Source organism: Pedobacter riviphilus, from assembly GCF_014692875.1.
GTDB classification, from domain to species: Bacteria; Bacteroidota; Bacteroidia; order Sphingobacteriales; family Sphingobacteriaceae; genus Pedobacter; species Pedobacter riviphilus.
Genome location: NZ_CP061171.1, coordinates 953,517 through 974,818, shown reverse-complemented (window position 1 = coordinate 974,818; position 21,302 = coordinate 953,517). Strand labels below are relative to the sequence as shown.

Annotated in this window: 12 protein-coding genes and 1 pseudogene; all 13 read right to left on the bottom strand. The window is 41.2% G+C overall.

From position 1 onward, the window contains the following. Positions 1 to 34: 34 nt before the first annotated feature. Positions 35 to 547 carry a ligand-binding sensor domain-containing protein gene (locus tag H9N25_RS04090; protein WP_190328030.1) on the bottom strand — a complete coding sequence of 171 codons (513 nt, stop codon included), beginning with the start codon at positions 545 to 547 and terminating at the stop codon, positions 35 to 37. A 136-nt stretch (positions 548 to 683) separates the two neighbouring features. Beyond that, entirely contained in the window at positions 684 to 797 is a 114-nt protein-coding gene (locus H9N25_RS24335) for a Beta-galactosidase C-terminal domain (RefSeq protein ID WP_223833735.1), read from the bottom strand. A 132-nt stretch (positions 798 to 929) separates the two neighbouring features. Continuing rightward, a pseudogene (locus tag H9N25_RS04085) lies at positions 930 to 2,593 on the bottom strand (beta-galactosidase); the annotation flags it as partial. 236 nt (positions 2,594 to 2,829) lie between these two features. After that, positions 2,830 to 4,614: an alpha/beta hydrolase-fold protein gene (locus tag H9N25_RS24330; protein ID WP_223833573.1), complete on the bottom strand. Its 1,785-nt coding sequence runs from the start codon at positions 4,612 to 4,614 to the stop codon at positions 2,830 to 2,832. 111 nt (positions 4,615 to 4,725) lie between these two features. Next, a complete protein-coding gene (locus H9N25_RS04070) occupies positions 4,726 to 6,294 on the bottom strand; it encodes a glycoside hydrolase family 43 protein (RefSeq protein ID WP_190328029.1) in 1,569 nt (522 codons plus the stop codon). Positions 6,295 to 6,475: 181 nt separating this feature from the next. Beyond that, positions 6,476 to 8,461, bottom strand: coding sequence for a glycoside hydrolase family 97 protein (locus tag H9N25_RS04065; RefSeq protein ID WP_190328028.1), 1,986 nt, complete (start codon positions 8,459 to 8,461; stop codon positions 6,476 to 6,478). Positions 8,462 to 8,540: 79 nt separating this feature from the next. Continuing rightward, the gene (locus H9N25_RS04060) at positions 8,541 to 10,997 is read right to left on the bottom strand and encodes a glycoside hydrolase family 2 TIM barrel-domain containing protein (protein WP_223833572.1); all 2,457 of its coding nucleotides are present in this window, start codon (positions 10,995 to 10,997) and stop codon (positions 8,541 to 8,543) included. Between the two features lie 79 nt (positions 10,998 to 11,076). Then, entirely contained in the window at positions 11,077 to 13,041 is a 1,965-nt protein-coding gene (locus H9N25_RS04055; RefSeq protein WP_223833571.1) for a sialate O-acetylesterase, read from the bottom strand. A 41-nt stretch (positions 13,042 to 13,082) separates the two neighbouring features. Next, on the bottom strand, positions 13,083 to 14,675 hold the full coding sequence (locus H9N25_RS04050; RefSeq protein WP_190328027.1) for a GH39 family glycosyl hydrolase: 1,593 nt from the start codon (positions 14,673 to 14,675) through the stop codon (positions 13,083 to 13,085). Between the two features lie 168 nt (positions 14,676 to 14,843). After that, positions 14,844 to 16,322, bottom strand: coding sequence for a cellulase family glycosylhydrolase (locus tag H9N25_RS04045; protein WP_223833570.1), 1,479 nt, complete (start codon positions 16,320 to 16,322; stop codon positions 14,844 to 14,846). A 188-nt stretch (positions 16,323 to 16,510) separates the two neighbouring features. Further along, on the bottom strand, positions 16,511 to 18,028 hold the full coding sequence (locus tag H9N25_RS04040; RefSeq protein WP_190328026.1) for a cellulase family glycosylhydrolase: 1,518 nt from the start codon (positions 18,026 to 18,028) through the stop codon (positions 16,511 to 16,513). Between the two features lie 194 nt (positions 18,029 to 18,222). Beyond that, on the bottom strand, positions 18,223 to 19,671 hold the full coding sequence (locus H9N25_RS04035; protein WP_190328025.1) for a glycan-binding surface protein: 1,449 nt from the start codon (positions 19,669 to 19,671) through the stop codon (positions 18,223 to 18,225). 23 nt (positions 19,672 to 19,694) lie between these two features. Further along, positions 19,695 to 21,290: a RagB/SusD family nutrient uptake outer membrane protein gene (locus tag H9N25_RS04030; RefSeq protein ID WP_167293512.1), complete on the bottom strand. Its 1,596-nt coding sequence runs from the start codon at positions 21,288 to 21,290 to the stop codon at positions 19,695 to 19,697. Between the last annotated feature and the right edge of the window lie 12 nt (positions 21,291 to 21,302).

Genomic DNA, 21,302 nt, shown 5'->3' with positions numbered 1-21,302 from the left:
AAATCGCTTATCGGAGCATTCTTAAGTTCGCCTATCAGCTCCCCTTTAGGATAAAAGCTTTAGTTGAGCGAGTTTTCAAATCGTAACAATAAATACCCTGGTTTTGAATGTTAAAATATAACTTTCCCCGGCCATCTGTTTTTACATCTTTGAGGTATCCGTTGGGAATTTTATATTTTTTAGCATGTTTCTGCTGAAAGCGTTCAAACTTTTCTGTGGTATGATCATAAATACTGAAACCTTCGTTTGATTTAACCCACAACTCCTGCTCTGGCCCTTCAAAAATGCCAATCACATAACCATTTGGCAGACTAGAACTGTCTTTTGAATTGTGCCTGAAAATCTTAAAATCATGCCCGTCAAACCTACTCAGTCCAGACATGGTTCCAAACCACATAAATCCCTTATGGTCTTTATATATTGCATTTGTTTGGTTATCCGATAAACCATTGGTGATATCAATACGGGAAAACCGATAGCGATCATCCTGGGCATAAAGCAAATTACACCAGACCAGCGCACAGATCAGGGCTAAAAACCGAAACATATTTTTTTATTAAAACCAGGCATGTCTGTTTAGACGAAATACCTTTCTACTAAAGCACAAATTTATAATCGTTTAGTTAACGTTAATATTGCTAATTTACAATAAAATCCGGGATATACTCAGCTCTGTGGCATGTTTATTCGGTCCAAACCAGTACACCAGCAGGGCTCAGGGTTTTCGTTCCGATAACAAGCTGCGCAGTTTTAGGAAGATTAAATGTATAATCGGTTGAAGAATAGTTTACAACCATGTAAAAGCCATCTCTCCAATATACGTAAATTCCTTTAGGGTAGTTTTCGGTTGTAGCACCTGCACTGGTATAGGTATTGGCTAAAATATCCTTTTCCAATTCAAAGTCAGCTGTGGCTACGCCAATATAAGTTACCTCTCCTTTACCAATTTTATGTTTCACTACAGCCGACTTGCCTTTGTAAAACTGATCCTGATAAACGCCGGTAACCTCCGAATTTTGTCCGGCCTCAAGCAAATCTGCCCAACTATTCCAGCCATAATGCTTTGAACCAATCTGAACATCGCCCCTGGTACGCCCTGAAAGCATGTCTGTAGCCAGGATTTCAGCTCCTAACAGGCCTGATATCGGCGCAGCAGTTTTGCCTTCCAGAAATGCCCCATCCTATTCTTGGTTGCAGTGCGGCAGGTGATTATTAAATGGCCCCCGTCAGCAACATATTTCTCCCATTTTTTAATCAGTGCAGCATCAGCCATTTCGTAAGCAGGTACGATGACAACGCTATATTTCGAAAAATCTGTTGTTTCATTAATGATATCTACAGGTGCGCCAAGCGATTTTGCAATCTCCATAAATTTAACAGGATATCCCCAGGTATCCCATTGGTTGGTCTGCCTTTGCCTGTCTATTGTCCAGTAATTTTCCAGGTTCCAGAGAATAGCTGTAGATCGTGCAGCCAGTTTTTCGGGCATTGCTTTGCCTGGTTTGTACAATTTTCGCAATTGTTTTATTTCTTTATTAAACTGAATATACTCCTCTCCTCCTGGCGAAGGTGTTGTACCATCGGTTTTTATCACCCCGGAATGATATTGTTCGGCACCATACAATATCTGCCTGAAACGGTAAGAACAAGCCAGTTTTCCACCTGCTGCAAATGAATGGTATAACCACATGCGTACCGTTCCGGGTAAAAGCAGCGGATTATAACTCCCCCAATTTACCGGACCGGGTTGAATCTCCATCACACCAGATAATCCTCCGAGTTGCTGATAATATGAAGATGCAAATAATAATGTCCTGCTATCGCCCAGCCTGAAGCCAAGTTCACCGATATTATCGCTGCCGCCATTAGGATAGGCCGTGTAGGCTGCAAAATCGACTTTCTTTGTTCTGCCAGGATCAGCTCCGGTAGAAACAGCTGTGTAATTCGTAGTAATATATTGTGCTTTCGAAATATGATCTCTTAGCAGGCCTGCCTGAAAATCAAGAAACTCGGCCTGTGCATCAGCACAGTAGCGCTTAAAATCGAGCAATGCATGTGGGTTATTTCCCCACCATCCCACCAGGTTGGTATTGTGGATCATAATCTGATCAAAACTGTTATACCACTGGCTCCAGAAAGCTGTACCCCAGGCATTATTTAAGGCATCAATGGTTTTGTACCTGGTTTTTAGCCATTGCCTGAAAGCTTCCTGAGAAGACGGACTATAATCGGGTTTGGCATCAGGCTCATTATCAAGCTGCCATCCGGTTATCTGACTATTTTTCCCGTAACGTTTTCCCATTTCACGCACTATTTTTTCAACAAACAGGCGGTATTTCTGGCTAACAATTGATGCCAGGCCCCGCGTACCATGTTCTGCGCGGATATAATGCCCATCCATGATAAAAGTTTCGGGGTAATTTACGCGCATCCAGGCCGGTGTAGTTGCTGATGGGGTGCACATGATCACTTTAAGCTTGTATTTTGTGCAGAGATCAACCACCTTATCTAACCAGGCAAAATCAAAATGCCCTTCTTCTGGCTCCATTTTAAACCAGGCAAACTCGGCAAGGTGGACAAACTCATACCCCATATCTGCAATCTTTTTAATATCGCGTTCCCACTGATTTTCTTTCCAATGTTCTGGGTAATAATATATTCCTGTGGTAATTAAATCTTTTTCAGGAAAATAGGCCCCTGTAGTTTGCGATTTTACTGTGATTCCACAGAGCGTTGATAACAAGAGCGCTATTAAATACTTTTTCATAATTTATTCCAATATCTACTTAATTGTTAATGTGTTTGTTCTCTCTACATTCTTCAGTACCCTTATTTAAAGAGATGCTGGGCAAAAAGATACAGGTTGTTGGCCCACTCTATATCATCGTGTGCATTCGAATCTACATGCCATACATGCGGTACCCCTTGTTGTTTTAAGTATTGGTGTACACGCTGGCTAACATTAAACAGGCCATCTTTGGTACCACAGGCCAGCCATAAAACTTTTAGCTTATGCTTTGCAGCCAATGGATCGGGTAAGAGTTTAGCATCAGAAAGACCGCCGAACTGATTGGTATTGGGTGCAGAAGAGAAACCACCCACATAGGCAAAAGTATTGATGTGTGAGAGCCCTATGTTGAGTGATTGACCACCGCCCATTGACAGGCCTGCAAGTGCACGATGCCCGCGGTCAGTATAAACCGAATAATGAGATTCAATAAAAGGAATGATTTCTTGGAGCAAATCATTCTGGAAAGATAACCCGTAGCCTTTGTAACCACCTTTTCGTTCCTCTTGCTCATCTGGTTTTGGGTTATTTACCGTTACGTTGGTATTGCAGTTTGGAAAAACAATTATCATGGGCTTAATTTTACCCTCACTTATCAGGTTATCGATAATTGTATTGGCATTAATCCAGTATGGCCATTGGCCGTTACCTGAATTAAGTCCGTGCAACAGGTAAATTACCGGGTAACGCTTAGCGCGCGAATAGCCGGGAGGAGTATAAACCAACATTTCGCGTAATTGCCCCAGTGCTTTGGAAGTGTATTGAACTGGACTGACGTTGCCATGTGGTATGTTGTCGCGCTTATTTCTAAAACCTACTGGTGGATCGTTAAATGCAGGTTTATCATCCGGAGCTAGTTTTATAGTCCTATCAAAAACGGCTTTTTCTGCTTCCTGCCCCTTAATATATCCCCTCACCTCCATCCATTTCCGGCAAGCTTCAAGCCATAATGATTCGGTATTTTTAGAATGAGCAAGTCCATAACCATGCCCGCCTGTCTGATAGATATGCAGTTCGCAGGGAACATTGTTTTTCTCCATAGCGAGTGCATACGCCACACTGTTCTGTACCGGAACCGCCTTATCATCTATAGAGTGAACCAAAAACGCAGGTGGTGTTTCGCCATTTACCTGCAGTTCATTTGAAAAATAGGTCACCCTTTCTGCAGCTGGATTTTCGCCCAATAAATTTACTTTTGAACCTTTATGGGTAATATTTTCCTGCATAGATATTACCGGATAAATCAATATCGAGAAGTTTGGCTTTACGCTGGTGGTATCATTAGCAGATGATACCTTGTCCTTAAAATGAGTAGATATCGAAGCGCCGAGATGCCCACCTGCTGAAAATCCCATTATACCGATTCTCGCGGGATTGATTCCCCACTCTTTAGCGTTACGCCTCACCAGGCGCACAGCTTGTTGTCCATCCATTAAAGGGCCGATTGCTTTATCAGTCATAATCGCATTGTTCGGCAACCGGTATTTTAATACGAAAGCCGTTATTCCGAGGCTGTTTAACCATTTAGCCACTTCCTTTCCCTCATGGGCAATGGCCAGTCCTGCATAGCTGCCTCCCGGACATATAATTACTGCTGTTCCGTTAGCTGTTTCGCGCGGAGCAGGATAAACGTCAAGCAAGGGTTTTGAGACAAAACTCATCCAGCTGTTGGCCGAATCTACCTGCAGCTTGTAGTTGGCATCAACAATTGCACCGGGAGCTTCTCCATCCCAAAGGTAGATTGACTTAGTTTGACCAAAAACATTAAGGGTGGCCATCAAACAGCCCAAAGTCAGTACGACTTGTCTTAAACTTATAGCTTTCATTTTCTTTTATAATATTGTTCCATAATAAACCAAGCTTTTTTCTTTCGCCTTTTCAGATAATAAGCCTTTTCTGTTATATTGCACAGGTAAAATAGCATACCCTGCATTGGTTTAAAGCGCTGGTTTGTATATAAATTCATCAAAATCGCCATAGGCTTTGGTATTTTTATTTTTAGATTGGGCATATAACCCAATTAAAACGCCAGTGAAACCTCCATTCGTTTCAGAACTCAGGTACCATACGTTTATCTTATCTAAAAATTTAAATTCTTTACCATCTACAGAATAGTAAAATGAGTAAAAGTCTCTATCTCCTTTTACTTGTAAATAAACACGATCGCCAGGGATTTCGACTTCTTGTGCAACATGGTTCAGTACGCCCATTTTATAATTTAAAGACACCTTATATTTGCCATTTTTCGATTTTTCTAAAAAAATATCATAATGTGCCTGAGGTGAATAGTAAGCCGTCATTCCGGCCCGGTCATCTTCTTTTGCCTCATTTAACGAAAGTAAAGTAGTAGCCGAAAAATTAATATGCTCCTGCCGGCGTCCAACAAAAGTGGGCGAATCATGCTCATCTAAAGAAACCTGGCTTGCTTTTAACCTCAATGAACCTTTTTTCTCGGTAAGAGAATAATTCTCCATAAATGGGTTTCGCAGGTAGTTCCAATTAACACCTAATTTGTTTTCATCAAAATTGGTCGAATAATCCGGTGGCCTAACGGGTTTTAAAGGCAAGGTAGGTACATTCATATCGATATCTACCGTGCCATTACCATTTATTACTGGCCAGGCATTTACATCCCATCTTAAAGGAGCTAAAAAAGTTTCACGCCCTAATACATGATGCAGTAAACTTTGAGGGCGAAAGCCCAGAAATACTACCCACCATGAACCATCGTGTGCCTGAACAAAATCGCCATGTCCTGTGCCCTGGATGGGATTACTTTGTGCATTTTCATTAATGTGAGTTAAAATAGGGTTAGAAGGGTTTGGATCATAAGGTCCATAGATAGATCTGCTACGGGCGATGGTCATTTTATGTCCATATTCGGTACCTCCTTCTGAAATAAGCAGATAGTACCAACCATCTTTCTTATAAAGATGCGGTGATTCCGGATACCGCCCACCTGTACCATTCCATACAATTTTGCCTTCGGTAAGTTTTTTTCCCGTTTTAATATCTATTTCACTGATTGTAATGCCTTTACCGTTTGATATAAAGTAGCTTTTGCCCTCTTCAAAATACAAAGTAGGGTCAATACCACCCTGTTCTACAAAAACAGGTTCAGACCACTCGCCCGCTGGATTATCTGTATGTACATAAAAATTTCCGCCGCCGGATACATTCGTGGTGACCATATAAAAGCGCCCTTCGTGATAACGGATTGTAGGGGCATAAATACCTGCCGAAGGAGCGCATTTGGCTAATTTAAGCTGCGAAGGACGGGTAAGGCAATGGCCGATTTTTGTCCAGTTAATTAAGTCTTTACTGTGAAAAACCGGAACCCCAGGAAAGTATTCAAAACTGCTGGTAACTAAATAATAATCGTCGCCAACCCTGCATACACTCGGGTCGGGATGAAAACCGGAAATCACCGGGTTTTTATATCCCTGGGCGTCTGCGCTGTGATAGCAACCCAAAACAATGATTAAAAGGGTAATTATTCTTTTCATATTTTTCTATTTTTTTAAAGGCCTAATGGCTAATCTTGGTCAGCATCCTTCTTGCCAGATAGCCCCTGAAATAAATTACCTTCGGTGAGCTCGCTAATGCTCGGTTCAGGCTGACGACAAGGAGTTGAAAATATTATCTGAAGATCTTTAAAGGCATTTTATTAATTGAGTTCGGTACTAACTATTTTTCTGGATTAATGATGATTGCAAAGCCCCCTCCATTTGCCATATTAATGGTAAGCTTATCAGCACTGGTAACTTTAACTATTTCGCGTTTATAGTCAGCAGCATCCTTATCTGCATTCATTCCATCCTTAAAAATTTCTGCTGAAAATTTACCCTTGCCCAAAAATGATAAATCGATGGTTGTTACTCTCGCAGACCAGTTTGTCAATCCACCTATATACCAGTTATTTTCCTTTTTCCTGGCTATAGTGACATATTGGCCCACTTTTCCATCCAAAGCAATTGTTTCATCAAAGGTGGTCGGTATTTTTGAAATAAAACTGGTACTCTCCTGCTCTTTCATATATGCTGTTGGGCTATCAGCCATCATTTGTAATGGTGCTTCATACACCACATACATGGCTAACTGGTGTGATCTTGTACCCTGGCTCATCGGCATGGAATTACTTGGACGAAAATCTGCTTTTGTGGCGTTACGCATTGCTCCCGGAGTATAATCCATGGGGCCGGCCAGCATCCTGATGAAAGGGATTGTGGTTTCATAATGGGGCATATCATCATTTGGTGTCCATTTGGCATTTTCCAATCCTTTTACCCCTTCAAAATTGATAACATTAGGATAGGTACGCTGTATCCCTGTGGGTTTATACATACCATGATAGTCAATGAGCAGTTTATAATCTGCGGCTTTTTTGGCGATGTTATAAATAGAATTTACCATTTTCTGATCGTCGCGATCCATAAAATCTATTTTGAAACCTTTAATTCCCATCTTCGAATATTGGGTAAAAGCATCATCTAAAACCTTATTTATGGCATACCACGATGCCCAAAGTATAATGCCCACATTTTTCTGCTTTCCGTAACTGATCAGTTCTTTGACGTTTATATGGGGAGAAATTTTTAGGAGATCGGTTTCTTCACTCCATCCTTCATCCAACACCACATACTCAATGTGGTTTTTAGCGGCAAAATCTATATAATATTTATAGGTTTCTGTATTAATTCCGGCCTTAAAATCAACTCCTGATATATTCCAGTCATTCCACCAGTCCCAGGCTACCTTGCCAGGCTTTATCCAGCTTATATCGGCGATTTGCGAGGGTTTAGAGAGCTTTTGCATCATATCATTGTTTAAAAGGTCTCTGTCATTCTCACTTATGATAACGGCCCTCCAGGGAAAATTGCGGTTACCAATGGTTTTGGCAAGGTAAGCTTCCCTTTCTGTCACCATGTAATTCATTTTATTAAATCCGCCTAAACGTTCTGTTTTAGGGTAATGGGCAAAAGTTCCGTGTAAACTGTGCTCTCCCTGGTTGTTCCTGGTCAGGAACATACCAGGATAATCAACCAGTTCGGCTTCTACTATAGCTGCTTTTTTTCCATTTTCCAAATCGACAAGAAGCGGAGAAATGACCAGCGAATCTTTCACAACTTTCGAAAGTGGGATTTCATCGTATGTAGATTCAAAAGCAGATATGTATTGATTATTCTCCCTTAAATCGCGTACGTAGGGAATAAAAGCTTTATGATCCTTGCTGAAGTTAAAATTGGCTTCTTCGCCCTCAACAATAATCTCTCCTTTTTTCCTGATAAAAAAACGATAAGCCACACCATCGTTATAGGCCCTTAAAATCAAACCAAAATCGCCCTTAAAGTTTATTGTTAGCTGGTTGTACTCATCAGTCACCCTTTTCTTTTTATAAACAGGTGTATCAAAAACGGTATTAACGCTTGATTTTTTAGTACCTATAACTTTTGCATGATTTCCTAAAACCAGCCCGTTACCCAGTATTAGTGAAATAACTGAAGGGGCAATAACTTCTGTATTTTCATGTTTTACAGACCATAATATTTTCGCTCCGTTTTCCAAAGCCATTTCAATTTTTCCGTTAGGAGATTTAAGGTGCAATGTTTGGGCATTTCCAAGAGCTGGCAATAAAACTGTAAAAATGATTACACGAAAAAAGAATTTATTCATTAGTGATATTGGTTGTTAAAATTATTATCTGAGTGTTTTGACAGCTATTTCAGTTTTTCAGAAATGAGCAATTAAACAGTTATAAATTACTTTGTATTGATTTAATGATTATGCTTTTCTGTTCCAGGTTATTTGATGTAACCGTAAGCTTAATTTCGCCTGCGTTATGTGTACTTTTGATCACTACCAATGCCCGCCCATGCCATGCCTTACGTGAGTTACCGGTATATTGATCAACATCCTTAATATCACCGTTATCTATTCCGGCCATAACACCCTGACCTTCAATTTTGAAATTCAAACGATTTGCAGCATTTGGTTGAATTATCCCATTTCTATCTGTTACTTCGATGGTTATGTAGGCTAAATCCTGTCCGTTTGATAATATTTCTTTACGATCGGCCGTTAATTTAAGCTGTTCAGCATTTCCGGAAGTTTGCAAAACGGACGATTCTACTTCCTTATCATTTTCTACACCAACTGCTTTAAGTGTTCCCGGTGCATATGGAACCGAAAAGGTAGCCTTAAACTCTTGTTCAAGTCCGGTAGGTTTTTCTCCAAGCAGTTTATTCTCTAGGTAGAGCCTTACCTTTTTGTATTTTGAATATACTTCCACGTCGATATTCCTGCCTTCATAGCCGGACCAGTTCCAGCTTTCCCAGGTTGGCCATACAGCCCACCATGTTGTTTTGATTTCAAGTGGTTCGGGATTAGGTTCGCGAACAGCCATATAAAGTTTTTCGGTGTTGTTATATAACAGGTTTCGGTAGTGCGAAATCGGCTTCCTCCACCCCAAAAGATCAATATCACCACAATAGGCACCATGCCATGGAAAAAAATCATGTTCCCAGTGTTCGCCTGGTACATCACCCGAATAATACCAACGGCCTATCCCCGATTCTCCCAGATAATCTATGGCGGTCCAAACAAAATCACCAATCACAAACGGATTGTTTTTAACCAGCTGCCAATTTGCGAAAGCATCTTTGGGATACGACTCTGATTGGAAGATTATCCGTGACGGCACCCGTTTCTGATCAGCCGGTGCACTCGATAAATGATAATTATAACCGGTCACATCATGTGCGGCCATCAATGAATCCATCACTGTCCAATCTTTTCCATTATCTACAATGGCTGATGTAACCGGACGGGTAGTATCTATTTTTTTGATGGCATCAGAAAGCATTTTTGCTGTTTGTACTGCCCCAGGGGTACCTCTTTCTACTATTTCATTACCAATACTCCACATGATAATTGAAGGGTGATTGCGATCGCGCAAAACCATTGCGTCTAAATCGCGTTGCCACCATTCGTTAAAATATTTTGCATAATCCTGTTTGTTTTTTCCAACTTTCCAACAATCAAATGATTCATCAACCACCAAGAGGCCTAACCTGTCGCATGCGGCTAAAAAAGCTTCGGAAGGTGGATTATGAGAAGTTCTTACTGCATTAAATCCGGCTTTTTTGAGCAGCTCAACCTTACGCTCCTCGGCCCTATCAAAAGCGGCAGCGCCCAGGCAACCGTTATCGTGGTGCACACATCCGCCATTTAATTTTACTGTTTTCCCATTAAGCTGAAACCCATTTTCGGGGGTAAATTTTATAGAACGGATACCAAAACCTGTTACCGTTTTATCCACAACATTCTTATTCCGAATAATCTCTATTTCGGCCTTGTATAAATGAGGTGTTTCGGGTGTCCATAACAAAGGATTAGCAACAGTTATCGTTTGTGCAATTTCTTTCTCAGTATTGGCCGCCAGATTAATCTTGATTTGACCATTTCCTATACTTTTAGGGTTTGCACCCAGTAACCTTGTATTAACAACAATGCTTTGCGCCTGGCCCGTTTCGTTTTTCACCAACGTTTTCACCAGAACGGTTGCCTTTTTTGAAGATACCTCAGGGCTTGTAATGGCGACTCCCCAGTTGGCGATGTGCACTGCATCAGTAACCGTCATCCAAACATGGCGATAAATACCAGAACCGCTGTACCACCTACTGTTCATTTGCTGCGAATTATCTACGCGCACTGCGATCACATTTTCGTGATTAAGGTCTAAATAAGGCGAAAGATCATAGCTAAATGAAGAATAGCCATAAGGATATGTTCCAAGTGATTTTCCATTAATAAAAACCTCGGTATTCATATAAACGCCTTCAAAATAGATGGAAATCTTTTTGCCTTTCCAATCTGCAGGGGCTTTAAAAGTTTTCCGATACCAGCCAATTCCGGCAGGAAAATATCCACCGCCACCTCCGGTTGGGTTTTTAGGGTTTATTTTCCCTTCAATGCTCCAATCATGCGGCAAATCTAAACTACGCCAGGCCTTGTCGTCAAAATCGCGCAATTGGGCTGTGGTATTATCCGCTTGGTTAAATTTCCAGTTATAATCAAACAATTGTTTACGTTCAGTACCAGGTATATTTTGCGCATGTGTAAACGTACAGTACGTTAAAAGCACAAAGGATATCAATATTTTCTTTCCAACGGTGATCATTATTTCAATAAGTATTTGTTTATTAATCATTTAAATCCTTTACTTCTATTTTACCAAAGTAGTTTCCAGTCTTAAAATCGTTAGCTAATTTCATTTAAAATCCAGGCATCTACTTCTGGGTAATTCCTTTCCAGTTGTCTGTTCTAAATGGATTAGCGGGTAGCCCATCTGAATTCACCAGGTTACATGATGGATAGTCTGCCCAGGCGTAGCGTACAGCTACAGGATGGGGCACTTTCTCACTATAAACCACCACTTCATTCCCTTCTATTTTGGCCTCGGCCCAGTGAAAGCGCCTGTCTTCTCCTGCAACGGCAAAACCGGTTAATGCTTTGGCATCTTTTGATATGAGTCCATTACCGGCATTTGTAAAACGGATACGCATACGACTACCTTCTTTCGAAAAACTTTTTAATAATGGTCCTGAAGCTATATTATCCTGTTTATACACGAGTTTATTGGCAGCAAGGGCAAGCCTGCGTGCAACTTCCTGTTTATTGCCCGGGTGAATATTGTCAGCCTCCCCGATATCGATGGTACAGGCCATAGCGGTATTGGGTAGCGATAAAGTTAGCGCCTGGGCTTCTCTAAGCTCAGCCCATTCACTTTCAGAAGGAAGAGGTTGTATTTGTTTAAAATTTGGCAGCTGGACATACAGGAATGGTAAGTTCCCCTGTTTCCAACGTTCGCGCCAATCTTTGATCAGCATTGGAAATAACTTACGGTAATTGTAGGCCGCGGTATCATTCGCTTCACCCTGGTACCATAGAAATCCTTTAATTCCGTATGGGACAAGCGGGTTGATCATTGAATTGAAAAGTAAGGAAGGATAATATTGGTAATTACGGTTTTTGGCCATAGCCGGCTCTAAATCTTTTTGATATTTCCAGCTACCGGCCAATGATATTCTTGCCTTGCCATTTGTGATATACATTTCATCTGCTGGTGGGTTTAATCCACCAATTCCCCATAACATGGCCAACCTTAGCGTAACCGTATTCTCACCTTTTTTCAAGATTCTGGCAGGAATAGTATAGTGTTGCCCGGGATTAGTGTTCCATACCGTCTTACAAATTTCGGTACCATTTACGTAAAGCGAATAATTCACATCTGGCCGTCCGATGTAAAGGGTTACGTCGGATTTTAAAAAAGTTTCTGGCAAAATGATCTTTTTGCGCATCCAAATCATTCCTTCATAATGCCCGATCCCAAAATCTTTTAACAGCTTAGGCATTTCGATTACCGCCCATCCAGAATCATTGTAATCTGGTTGCGGAATTATTTTATCAGCATTTTGATATGGGTGATAAAGAATATCCCATGAACGCACCTGATCGAGGCTATCCTTTACAAAATGCCGCTCAGCCAGAGTATCATTTGCCAATGTTTTTGCTTTGGTAATTGGAGAGGAAAGCAGTTTTTCACGGCTCGTCCACGATTCAACCGGAGTCCCACCCCAGGTGCTTTGTATAATACCAATCGGAACGCCCTGATCTAGGTGTATTTTTTTCGCAAAATAATAGGCAACAGCCGAGAACTGAGCCACATTTTCTGGATTACAAATTTTCCATTTTCCTCCTGCTACATCCTGTTGAGGGTTTAATTTCTTAACATGTTCGACTTGAAATAACCGTATTTTTGGAAAATCTGCTTTGGCAATTTCATTAACTGCATTTTGTGCCTGCTGTACAGACCACTCCATATTAGATTGCCCGGAAGCCAGCCATACATCGCCAATAAGGATTCCCTGTAATTCGACTCCTGATCCTGGCCTTCCCGATTCAGAAATACTGAGTTTATATGGCCCGCCAGCTTTAAAGGCTGGAAAAAATACTTTCCATTCTCCTTGTCCGTTTGCAGTGGCCTTCACCATGATTTCTCCAAGTATTGCGTTTATATTTGCTCCCGGTACCGATTTTCCCCAGATGGGAATTTTAATCCCTCTTTGTAATACCATGTTATTGCCAAACATTTTTGGCAATGTAATGTGAGCATAACCTTGAACCTGAACGGAGAAGAGTAGTACAAAAAATGTAAAAAATCTTAGCATCCCTGTTCTCATTATTTTTTTCATGTATTGATTAGTAAGATAATTCTGTCAAAAAAATATCCGGTTTAAAGCTTGATCATGTTGAGGAAGAAAACATCATTTTCACGAAGATCCAAGGCTTTCGAAAAAGCATTCCCATTTTTTATGGTGATGATTTCTTTAGAAAATGGTGAACCATCATTCTGTCTCTTTATTTGTTCTACCTGCTGTTTTGAAAGTTGCGATGGTTTTCCAATGGAAAGATAGGTTGAATAAGCATCGTTATCACGGTAACCTACCTTATAAACTTCCAGCGCATAATTACCATCAGGCACATTCGCAATATTGATCTTCAGTTTCCCTTTCGGTTTTGATGGGAGATCGCGGTTATAATATTGTTGATTATTGGTTGAATCGGGAAGCGTATAGGTATAGTCCCATACAAGCCCCTGTATGTTTCCTGACGAATCTTTGCAGATCCATGAAGCCAGATCTTTATTTACCAGTTCGATATTCCGCAAACGGTTTAAAAACTGGTAGGAATAAAATACCGGTTTGTTAATTCCCTGGGTATTCAACATTCCGAAACCACCATGAAATGGGGTGTAACGCGGACCCGGCTCTTCAAAAATATCAGTAAAAACCCAATAAGACATGGAATTGGCAGCATTTCCCACCTGCTTCAGTTTTTGCAGTACATATGCCGCGCTGTGGTAGCTATCATGAATGGCATCGGCTGGTGTGTATGATGAACTCCATTCTGTATAATGCAACTCCAAATTTGGCATTACCGATTCTTTTATCTCCTTTCTGGATTGGAGTACCTCTTTGCTCACGCTCATCGGATTTTTATCAAGTACAGTGCCCCCCTGTCCGTATTCATCCAGAAAGCCTTGTCCCACGCCATACGCATGGGTGCTTATGAAATCTATAGGCACATTATTTTTGTGGCAATATTCGATCATTTCAGGTTCCCAGGCTGCTCCCGCAGTTCCCGGGCCGCCAACGCGATATGCTTTGTTTACACTTTTAACTGCCTGTGCAGAATATTTGTATAATTTAAAATAATCTTCCTGTGTTCCTGTCCAGAATCCGGGAGAAAGGTTGGGTTCATTCCACACCTCAAAATACCAGGTTTTCACTTCATCTGCACCATAACGTTCTGTAAAATGTTCTGTAAGATTTTTTACCAAAGCAGCCCATTTATCATAATCTTTTGGCGGGGTTACATTTCCTCTCCACCAGAAAATGGTTGCATTTCCACTGGCAAGCCTTCCGGGCATAAAGCCAAGTTCAACAAAAGGTTTGATGCCTATACTATGTAGAAAATCGAATAAAGCATCTACATACATATAATTGTATTGTGGATTACCCTTATTATCTTCGGTGTATACCGCCATATCGTCTGTTAACAGCCCGTGCATGCGGATGTATCTAAAACCGCACTCTTTTTTTACATAGGCAAGCTGTTGCTGCCAATCGGCCCGAAGGCCTTCATTTGCGCGCCCTGCTCCCACGCACTCATTAAACATGGTGTTCAATTTGCCGGCAGCCTGGCTGAAATCGGCATTTATTATCCGTTCCTGAATAATTGGCTTGTTTTTTTTAGAATTCTGGGCGATTAATCTACCCGAAAATGAAAAAAGTAATAAGACTAATAACCAAAGATTTTTTTGCATTTGTGTGTTTGTGTGTATTGTTATTTGCGTAAAGGCGGAAGCTCTACGTCCTGATTTTCATCAGTAGTTGAGCTTCCGTATCTTCAGAAAATTTATTTTCTTTATTAAACTGCGATTGATCAGGCACTGGATCTTTTATTTGGGCCTTACATTTACAGTATAACATTACTATTTACCTGCTGTTACAAGGGCATTTATGGTACCTTGATCGAGCACTGTATTGTTTCTGCGGTCTAATGCACCACCGGTATCCCAAAAGAAAGGCTTAAGGCCAAACTGAATAGCTTGTTTGGTTACATAGTTATTCCAATAATCTACCGAAGCATTATGTGCAGCCAGGTCTAAAGGAACGTTTCTGCTGCCTCCCCTTTTATAAGCACCGTACTCGCCCAATATTACCGGAATTCCTTTATCAATGAATTTAGATTTCATCAGACCGAATATCCGGATATGTTCGCTCTCTTCGCCCCAGGTGGCGTTACGGTCGGGCTGAATAGTAGAATGATGACCTGTTCCCCAGTAATAAAACATTTTACCCCAGCTTGCGTCACTATCCAGAATTGTGAATTGTGAAGGCGTATAATTATGCACTTCTACCATTAAGCGATTAGGAACCTGATCGGTAGGCAGACTATTCATTAAATTGTTGGTTTTATCTATGTCGGTACCAGGCCCCTGAACAACCAGCACACGATAACTGTTTCTGCCACCGGTAGAACGAACTGCATTGATAAAGGTTTGGTGATAACTGTTGAGTATCGCCATCTGTTCAGCATTCTCAGCAGGCGGCTCGTTTGCGCTTGCAAACATTAAATGCTCATCAAAATCTCTCATCGTGGTGGCAATCTGCTCCCAATATGCTTTCTGTTTGGCATTAACCGAGTCTTTTTTAGCCGCATTGATGTTATGATCCAACCAGCCACCATCCCAGTGGATGTTAAGCAATACATACATATCATTATCAACACAGTATTTAACCACTTCCTTAACGCGGTTAAGCCAGGCAGGATCTATTGTAGCCTTTGACCGATCGCTTAAGTGATACCAATCCCACGAACATGGAAGCCTTACCGCATTAAAACCAGTCTGCTTTAAAAATTTAACATACGATTCAGTAATCTGTGGGTTACCCCAACCGCTTTCACCTCCGGGTGATTCCATTGTATTGCCGATATTCCATCCCAATTTCATTTTAGCTGCCAATTGCACAGCATTACTGCTCATGCCTGTTTGGTCTGGCGCTTTAGGCGATGTGTTGTACGAAGGATACAAAACGCTGGCCTGCGAGAGTGTAAGCCTTCTGGCCTGGCCATTGTCTGAAGTAACCGTCAGTATAACGGAACGGGAAGAACCAGTGGTATTAGGTACCGCAGTTAATTTCAGTTCTGTATTTCCTTCATTTCCAGCCACCTGGTTTAACTGTAACCAGGAGTCGGCAGGATTTTTAGTGCTCCATTTACCATTGCTGGCAACTGTTACGTTTGAGACACTGCCTTCTGGCTGAAAAGCAATTTCGGATGAAGAAATGCTGAGCTGTGGTTCAACGTTTTCCTTCTTTTTGCAGGATGCAGTAAAAAAGTTAAATAAAATCATAAATACTAAAATGGGCTGAGGTCCTTTAATATTTATTTTTTTTAAATGATTCATAGGTCTGTCTTTTATTGTTTTTAAATTATAGGATCGGCACATCAACAAAAAATTGCGGTGGCACGATAGGATCGTGTCAATAGGTTCGAGATATAAACCAAGTGCAGTTTTTATCGCACTTAAGCTTTCGCTTCTTTGCACGATAAAACCGAACCTGGGTAGTTGAGAGGTAATTTATCACGTTTCTACTAAAATCCTGCGCCCTTTTTCAGCGAATCTAATGCTACCTGATCTCCTATATAAGCTGGTGCGGCTACACCATTTTTAAATGGACGTTGGAAGATACCGCTGGCCCATAAAAATGGCACTATACCATTCACTTTGGCTTGTTTTGTAACATAAGCATAAAAATGCCAACCCGATTTTAATGCCAATAATGAATCAGCCGGGTATCCTTTTAATTTATCAGCGTGGTACGATACATCATATTCGCCCATAATAACTGGGATACCCCTATCCGTAAAATTTGTTTTCACAGAGCGCATTGCAGCGTCAACAGAAGCTTCTTCTGATGCAGGCGAAGAGTTACGATCCAGGAAGAGCGGATTTTTAGTATGAAAACCGGATCCCCAGAAATACCATGCTTTTCCCCAACTTGCATCCTCAGATATAATGCAAAAATTTGGCGGACTGTAATAGTGGAATTCCAATATCATTTTTTGAGGAACAGCATCGCTAGGCAATGTTGCTCTTTTATATACATTAGCCGGGTTAAGTTGTTCGTTCATCAACGTAAGTGATGTATTAGGCGCCTGAAGCACTAATGCACGATAGGCATTTTTACCACCGGTAGAACGTACTGCATTAATAAATGACTGATGATAACGCATTAAAGTAGCGGTTTCCTGGTCAGTTGTTGCTTCAGGCTCATTTGCGCTGGCAAATATCAAATGCTCGTCAAAATCGCGCATAGTTGTGGCTATTTGCTGCCAGATCGCCTTATGCTTGGCATTAACAGTATCCTGTTTAGCACCTGTAACTTTGCAATCTATATAACCATCGTGATGGGTATTAAGTATCACATACATCTTAGCATTAAAACAATATTGAACTACTTCTTTTACCCGGGCGAGCCAAAGCGGGTCTATTTCCTGAGTCTGTTTATTTATGATGTGATTACTCCAAGTAACAGGAATCCTTATTGCATTCATGCCGGTTGATTTTACCAAATCAATCAGTTGCTGGGTAACCGGCGGCTGTCCCCACCCGGTTTCCCATCCTGGCGCATCCAAAGTGTTATAAATATTCCATCCCATAGTCATTTTATTACACAATTCCATCGCTGTACTATTCATACCAGCTGCATCTGCCGCTTTAGGGGATATATTATATGATGGATAAATTTTGGCATTTTGTGTTACTGTAATCCGTCTTCTTTGTCCATTGGTTGAATTTATGATTAGCACTACTGAACGGCTAGCCCCTGTTGAGTTTGATGAAGCGGTTAAATTAATGGTACCTGCTCCGCTACCGCCCGAAGTTTGACTTAAGCTTAACCATTCAGCACCTTCTTTTGTAGCACTCCAATCGGCGTCACTTGTAAAGCTCAACCCCACCGTACCGCCTTCTTCTGAGATCGCCTGTGTTATATTAGAAAGTGTTAATTGTGCAGATTCTGTTTGCGATTTCTTACAGGATGTTGCCAGTAAAATCCCGAGAAATATTCCCAAAACCTTATATATATTCTGCGTCTTTATTATTGTCATATGTTATGTTTAAACAAGTACACCATTATTGCTTACAAGAGGCTGTATCATAAGTTGTAGTTTCCCACCATATCTGTCACATTGAGCCTGTCGAAATGCCTTAAGATATTTAAAAGAGGCCCTTCGATTACTTGTCCCGAAACTTCGGGAAGTTCAAGGATGACAATTCATACTTATGATACAGCTTCATTAATTTACTTAATCCTTACCACCCTCAAATTATCGAAGGCCCCGTAAAAACTCCCTGCAGCAGTTCCATAGTTATGTACATACAAGATGCATGAGGTATTTCCTGATGGTCCTGTTAAATCGGCGATTTTAGCGATGGAATCGCCTTTACCCTCACCAAGCGTTGGATCTGATTTACGGAATGATGTTAACGGAATAGTTACCGTTACCCAACCCTTAGTGGTATAAGGCGCGGTGGTAGTAGCCGTTTTTTGCCATGGCTCCCACCGGGCTATAAAGCCACCCACTCCGGTTACAATATTCACTGTAGTGCCATTCCATGCTCGTGGGATATTGGTTTCAAACTTAAATGCCCAGTGACTAACCGAATCGGCAATATTCGCTGCCGGCACCCATTGTGCGCCGTTCATTGGTATATTGGTTGTCCATGGCATGCCATCACCCTGAGATAGCCCGCTAATATCCATAGCCATATAGGTACTTGAATTTCCAGCGAAATGTGAGTCTCCCTGAGTCTGTTTTCCGGCTCCCCAATATTGCCAGTTGAAATTACTGTCCCAATTTGAAATAGAGCCGGTTTCTGTATCGTTTACATTGTATATGGTACTGGTTGAACCAAACGAGGTGGTAATGGATACCGGTCCACTATGCGTAAGCGTAGGTAAAATAAATCCTACCGAACTTCCGTTAGCAGCTGATTTAAAAGAAGTAATTGCAGTACCGGCATAGTTTAGCGTTTGGATATTTTTTAGATAAGTACCATAAACATATACCGAATCGCCCGGGTTGGCATTTTCATTCGAAACACTGGCGATAATTGGTGTTGCCACTATTTTGAAATTTACGTCGCCACTTTTAGTGCTTACAGATATGATATCATTGCTTGTTGTAGCCGGCATAATAAAACCAATGGAAGTTCCGAGAGGATTCAATTTAAACGATTGAATAGTTGTGCCCCTATACGAAAAGCGCTTCACAAAAAAGAAGTCTGTACCAAAAACATATACTGAATCGCCCGGATTAGCATACAAGTTAGATACGCCTGTAACTTTAGGTGCTGCAGGCCCCAGTTTAAACGAAAATGTGGTAGAACCACTTGTTGTTACATAATCTACCGTATAGAGTTTAGTCGTATCAAGTTTTGAATATTCCATGGCAGGTATCTGCACCACTGCACTGTTAGATGCAAATAGCGCAGTATTAAAGGTGGCATCAACCCCGTTAAAGCTTATCCGGGTAGCGTACCTGAGATTTTCGCCGGTTATAACCACGTATTGGCCATTTGCCACTGCGCTCTTCAAAACCGTATCATTAGGTGAGGCTACGTAGCTCCTGATATTCGTAATAACAGGAGCTCCTTTGTCTTTTGCATCTTTTTTACAGGCCGGCAGTAAAGCCGTAACTATAAGACAAAGCGCCAACAAAGAAAAGATTTGGTATATTATCTTTTTCATAATATTTATTTTTAATGTTCTAATTAATAATATGGTACGGGTGGCTCTGCAAGTTTCGGCGAACTGGTCATCTCTGATGCCGGGATTGGCAACGTAAATGAACTTATAGTGGCCGGAAGTGTAGACGGTAGTGCAGTAGTATCCCTTGTCGCTATTTTCGTTACAGGATCATACGTAAACCCAATCCGTCCGTGAGTAGCATCCTGATCATTAAGCCATTTCACCGCATTGGTTGGATCATAATAAGAAAACCTCACAAGGTCTATCCAATATTGGCCCTCGTAAGCCAGCTCAACTCTCCGTTCAATCCGCAGCATATTTGGGGTTATCGAAGTTACCGGATCTACACCGGCCCTTGTACGCACTTTATTAAAATACAATAACGCATCTGCATCACTTGTGCTGGTATTATTACCCAAAATAGCTTCGGCATAAACCAGGTACACATCGGCCAACCTCAGTAGCGAGTTGTGCTCTATAGAAGACCATGATCCCATAGTTGGTGCGTTGTTGTCTTTTTCGTTACCAATAATATGTTTTTTCATGCCTGTACCAGTGGCCTTATAGCCACCAGCGGCTTGATTCAATTCAGGATAAAAATCTCCGTTAAGCATAATGGTCGCTTTTCGTCTCACCGTATCTTTAGGCGAATACATCCGGTATAAATCGTAAGTTGGCGCTAAAGATTGCCATCCACCTGTTTTTTGAGGAAGTACTTCGCCGGTTGGTGCATACCATGTTTGCAAATCGTTACCCGTAGCATAGCCAACCCCTGCAGTCCATTGAAGCGCAAACAGTGATTCCGGACTATCGTTATTTTGCGCCTTAAACAGATCATAGTAGCTTGGAAATAATGTCAATCCACTGTTTTTACATACATTGCCTGCATATTTTTTAGCACTGTCTAACAAAGATTGGTTGCGTACACCACCACTTTTGCCTACACCTGCCATCGTCAGATATACTTTACCCAGCATACCCTGTGCCGACCAGGTTGTTAGCCTGCCTTTTTGATCTGTTTTAGGCAGGTATTGTGCCGCATAAGTCAGGTCGTTAGTTGCAAATTTGTAAACATCCGACATAATATTGCGGTTAAGCAGTGGGTTGTCGATCAATTTCCTATTATCTTCAATAATAGGCACAGCACCGTAATAAATAGCCAAATAATAATAAGCCATGGCACGGATAAATTTTGCCTCGGCTATAGCCGCATTTTTATCCGCTTGTGGGATTGACGCATCAGCCTGCTCCTTTATGGCATTAATAACCGTATTGGATTGTCCTATAACATTGTATAAACTAATCCAGGCTTCTGAAACGTAACTGTTCTGAGCAGTAATGGTACGCGTAAAAAGCTGAACCAAATCCTGGCTATATGCAAAACTACCGGTACCTGCCAGCACATCGCCAAACGGCAACATCCCACTTCTGTTCCATCTCGACCATTGCGCACCAGCATATAAGCTCGCAGTGGCAAGCCGTAAGTCGGAAGTTGATTTATAAAAGTTATTAGAACTGATCTGCGAGTTAGACGGACGGTCTAAGAAACTCTTTTTACACCCTGCAATTGCTACTGCAAATAACAGGATGGTTATAATCGTTTTGTTAATTGATTTCATGAACCTATTTTT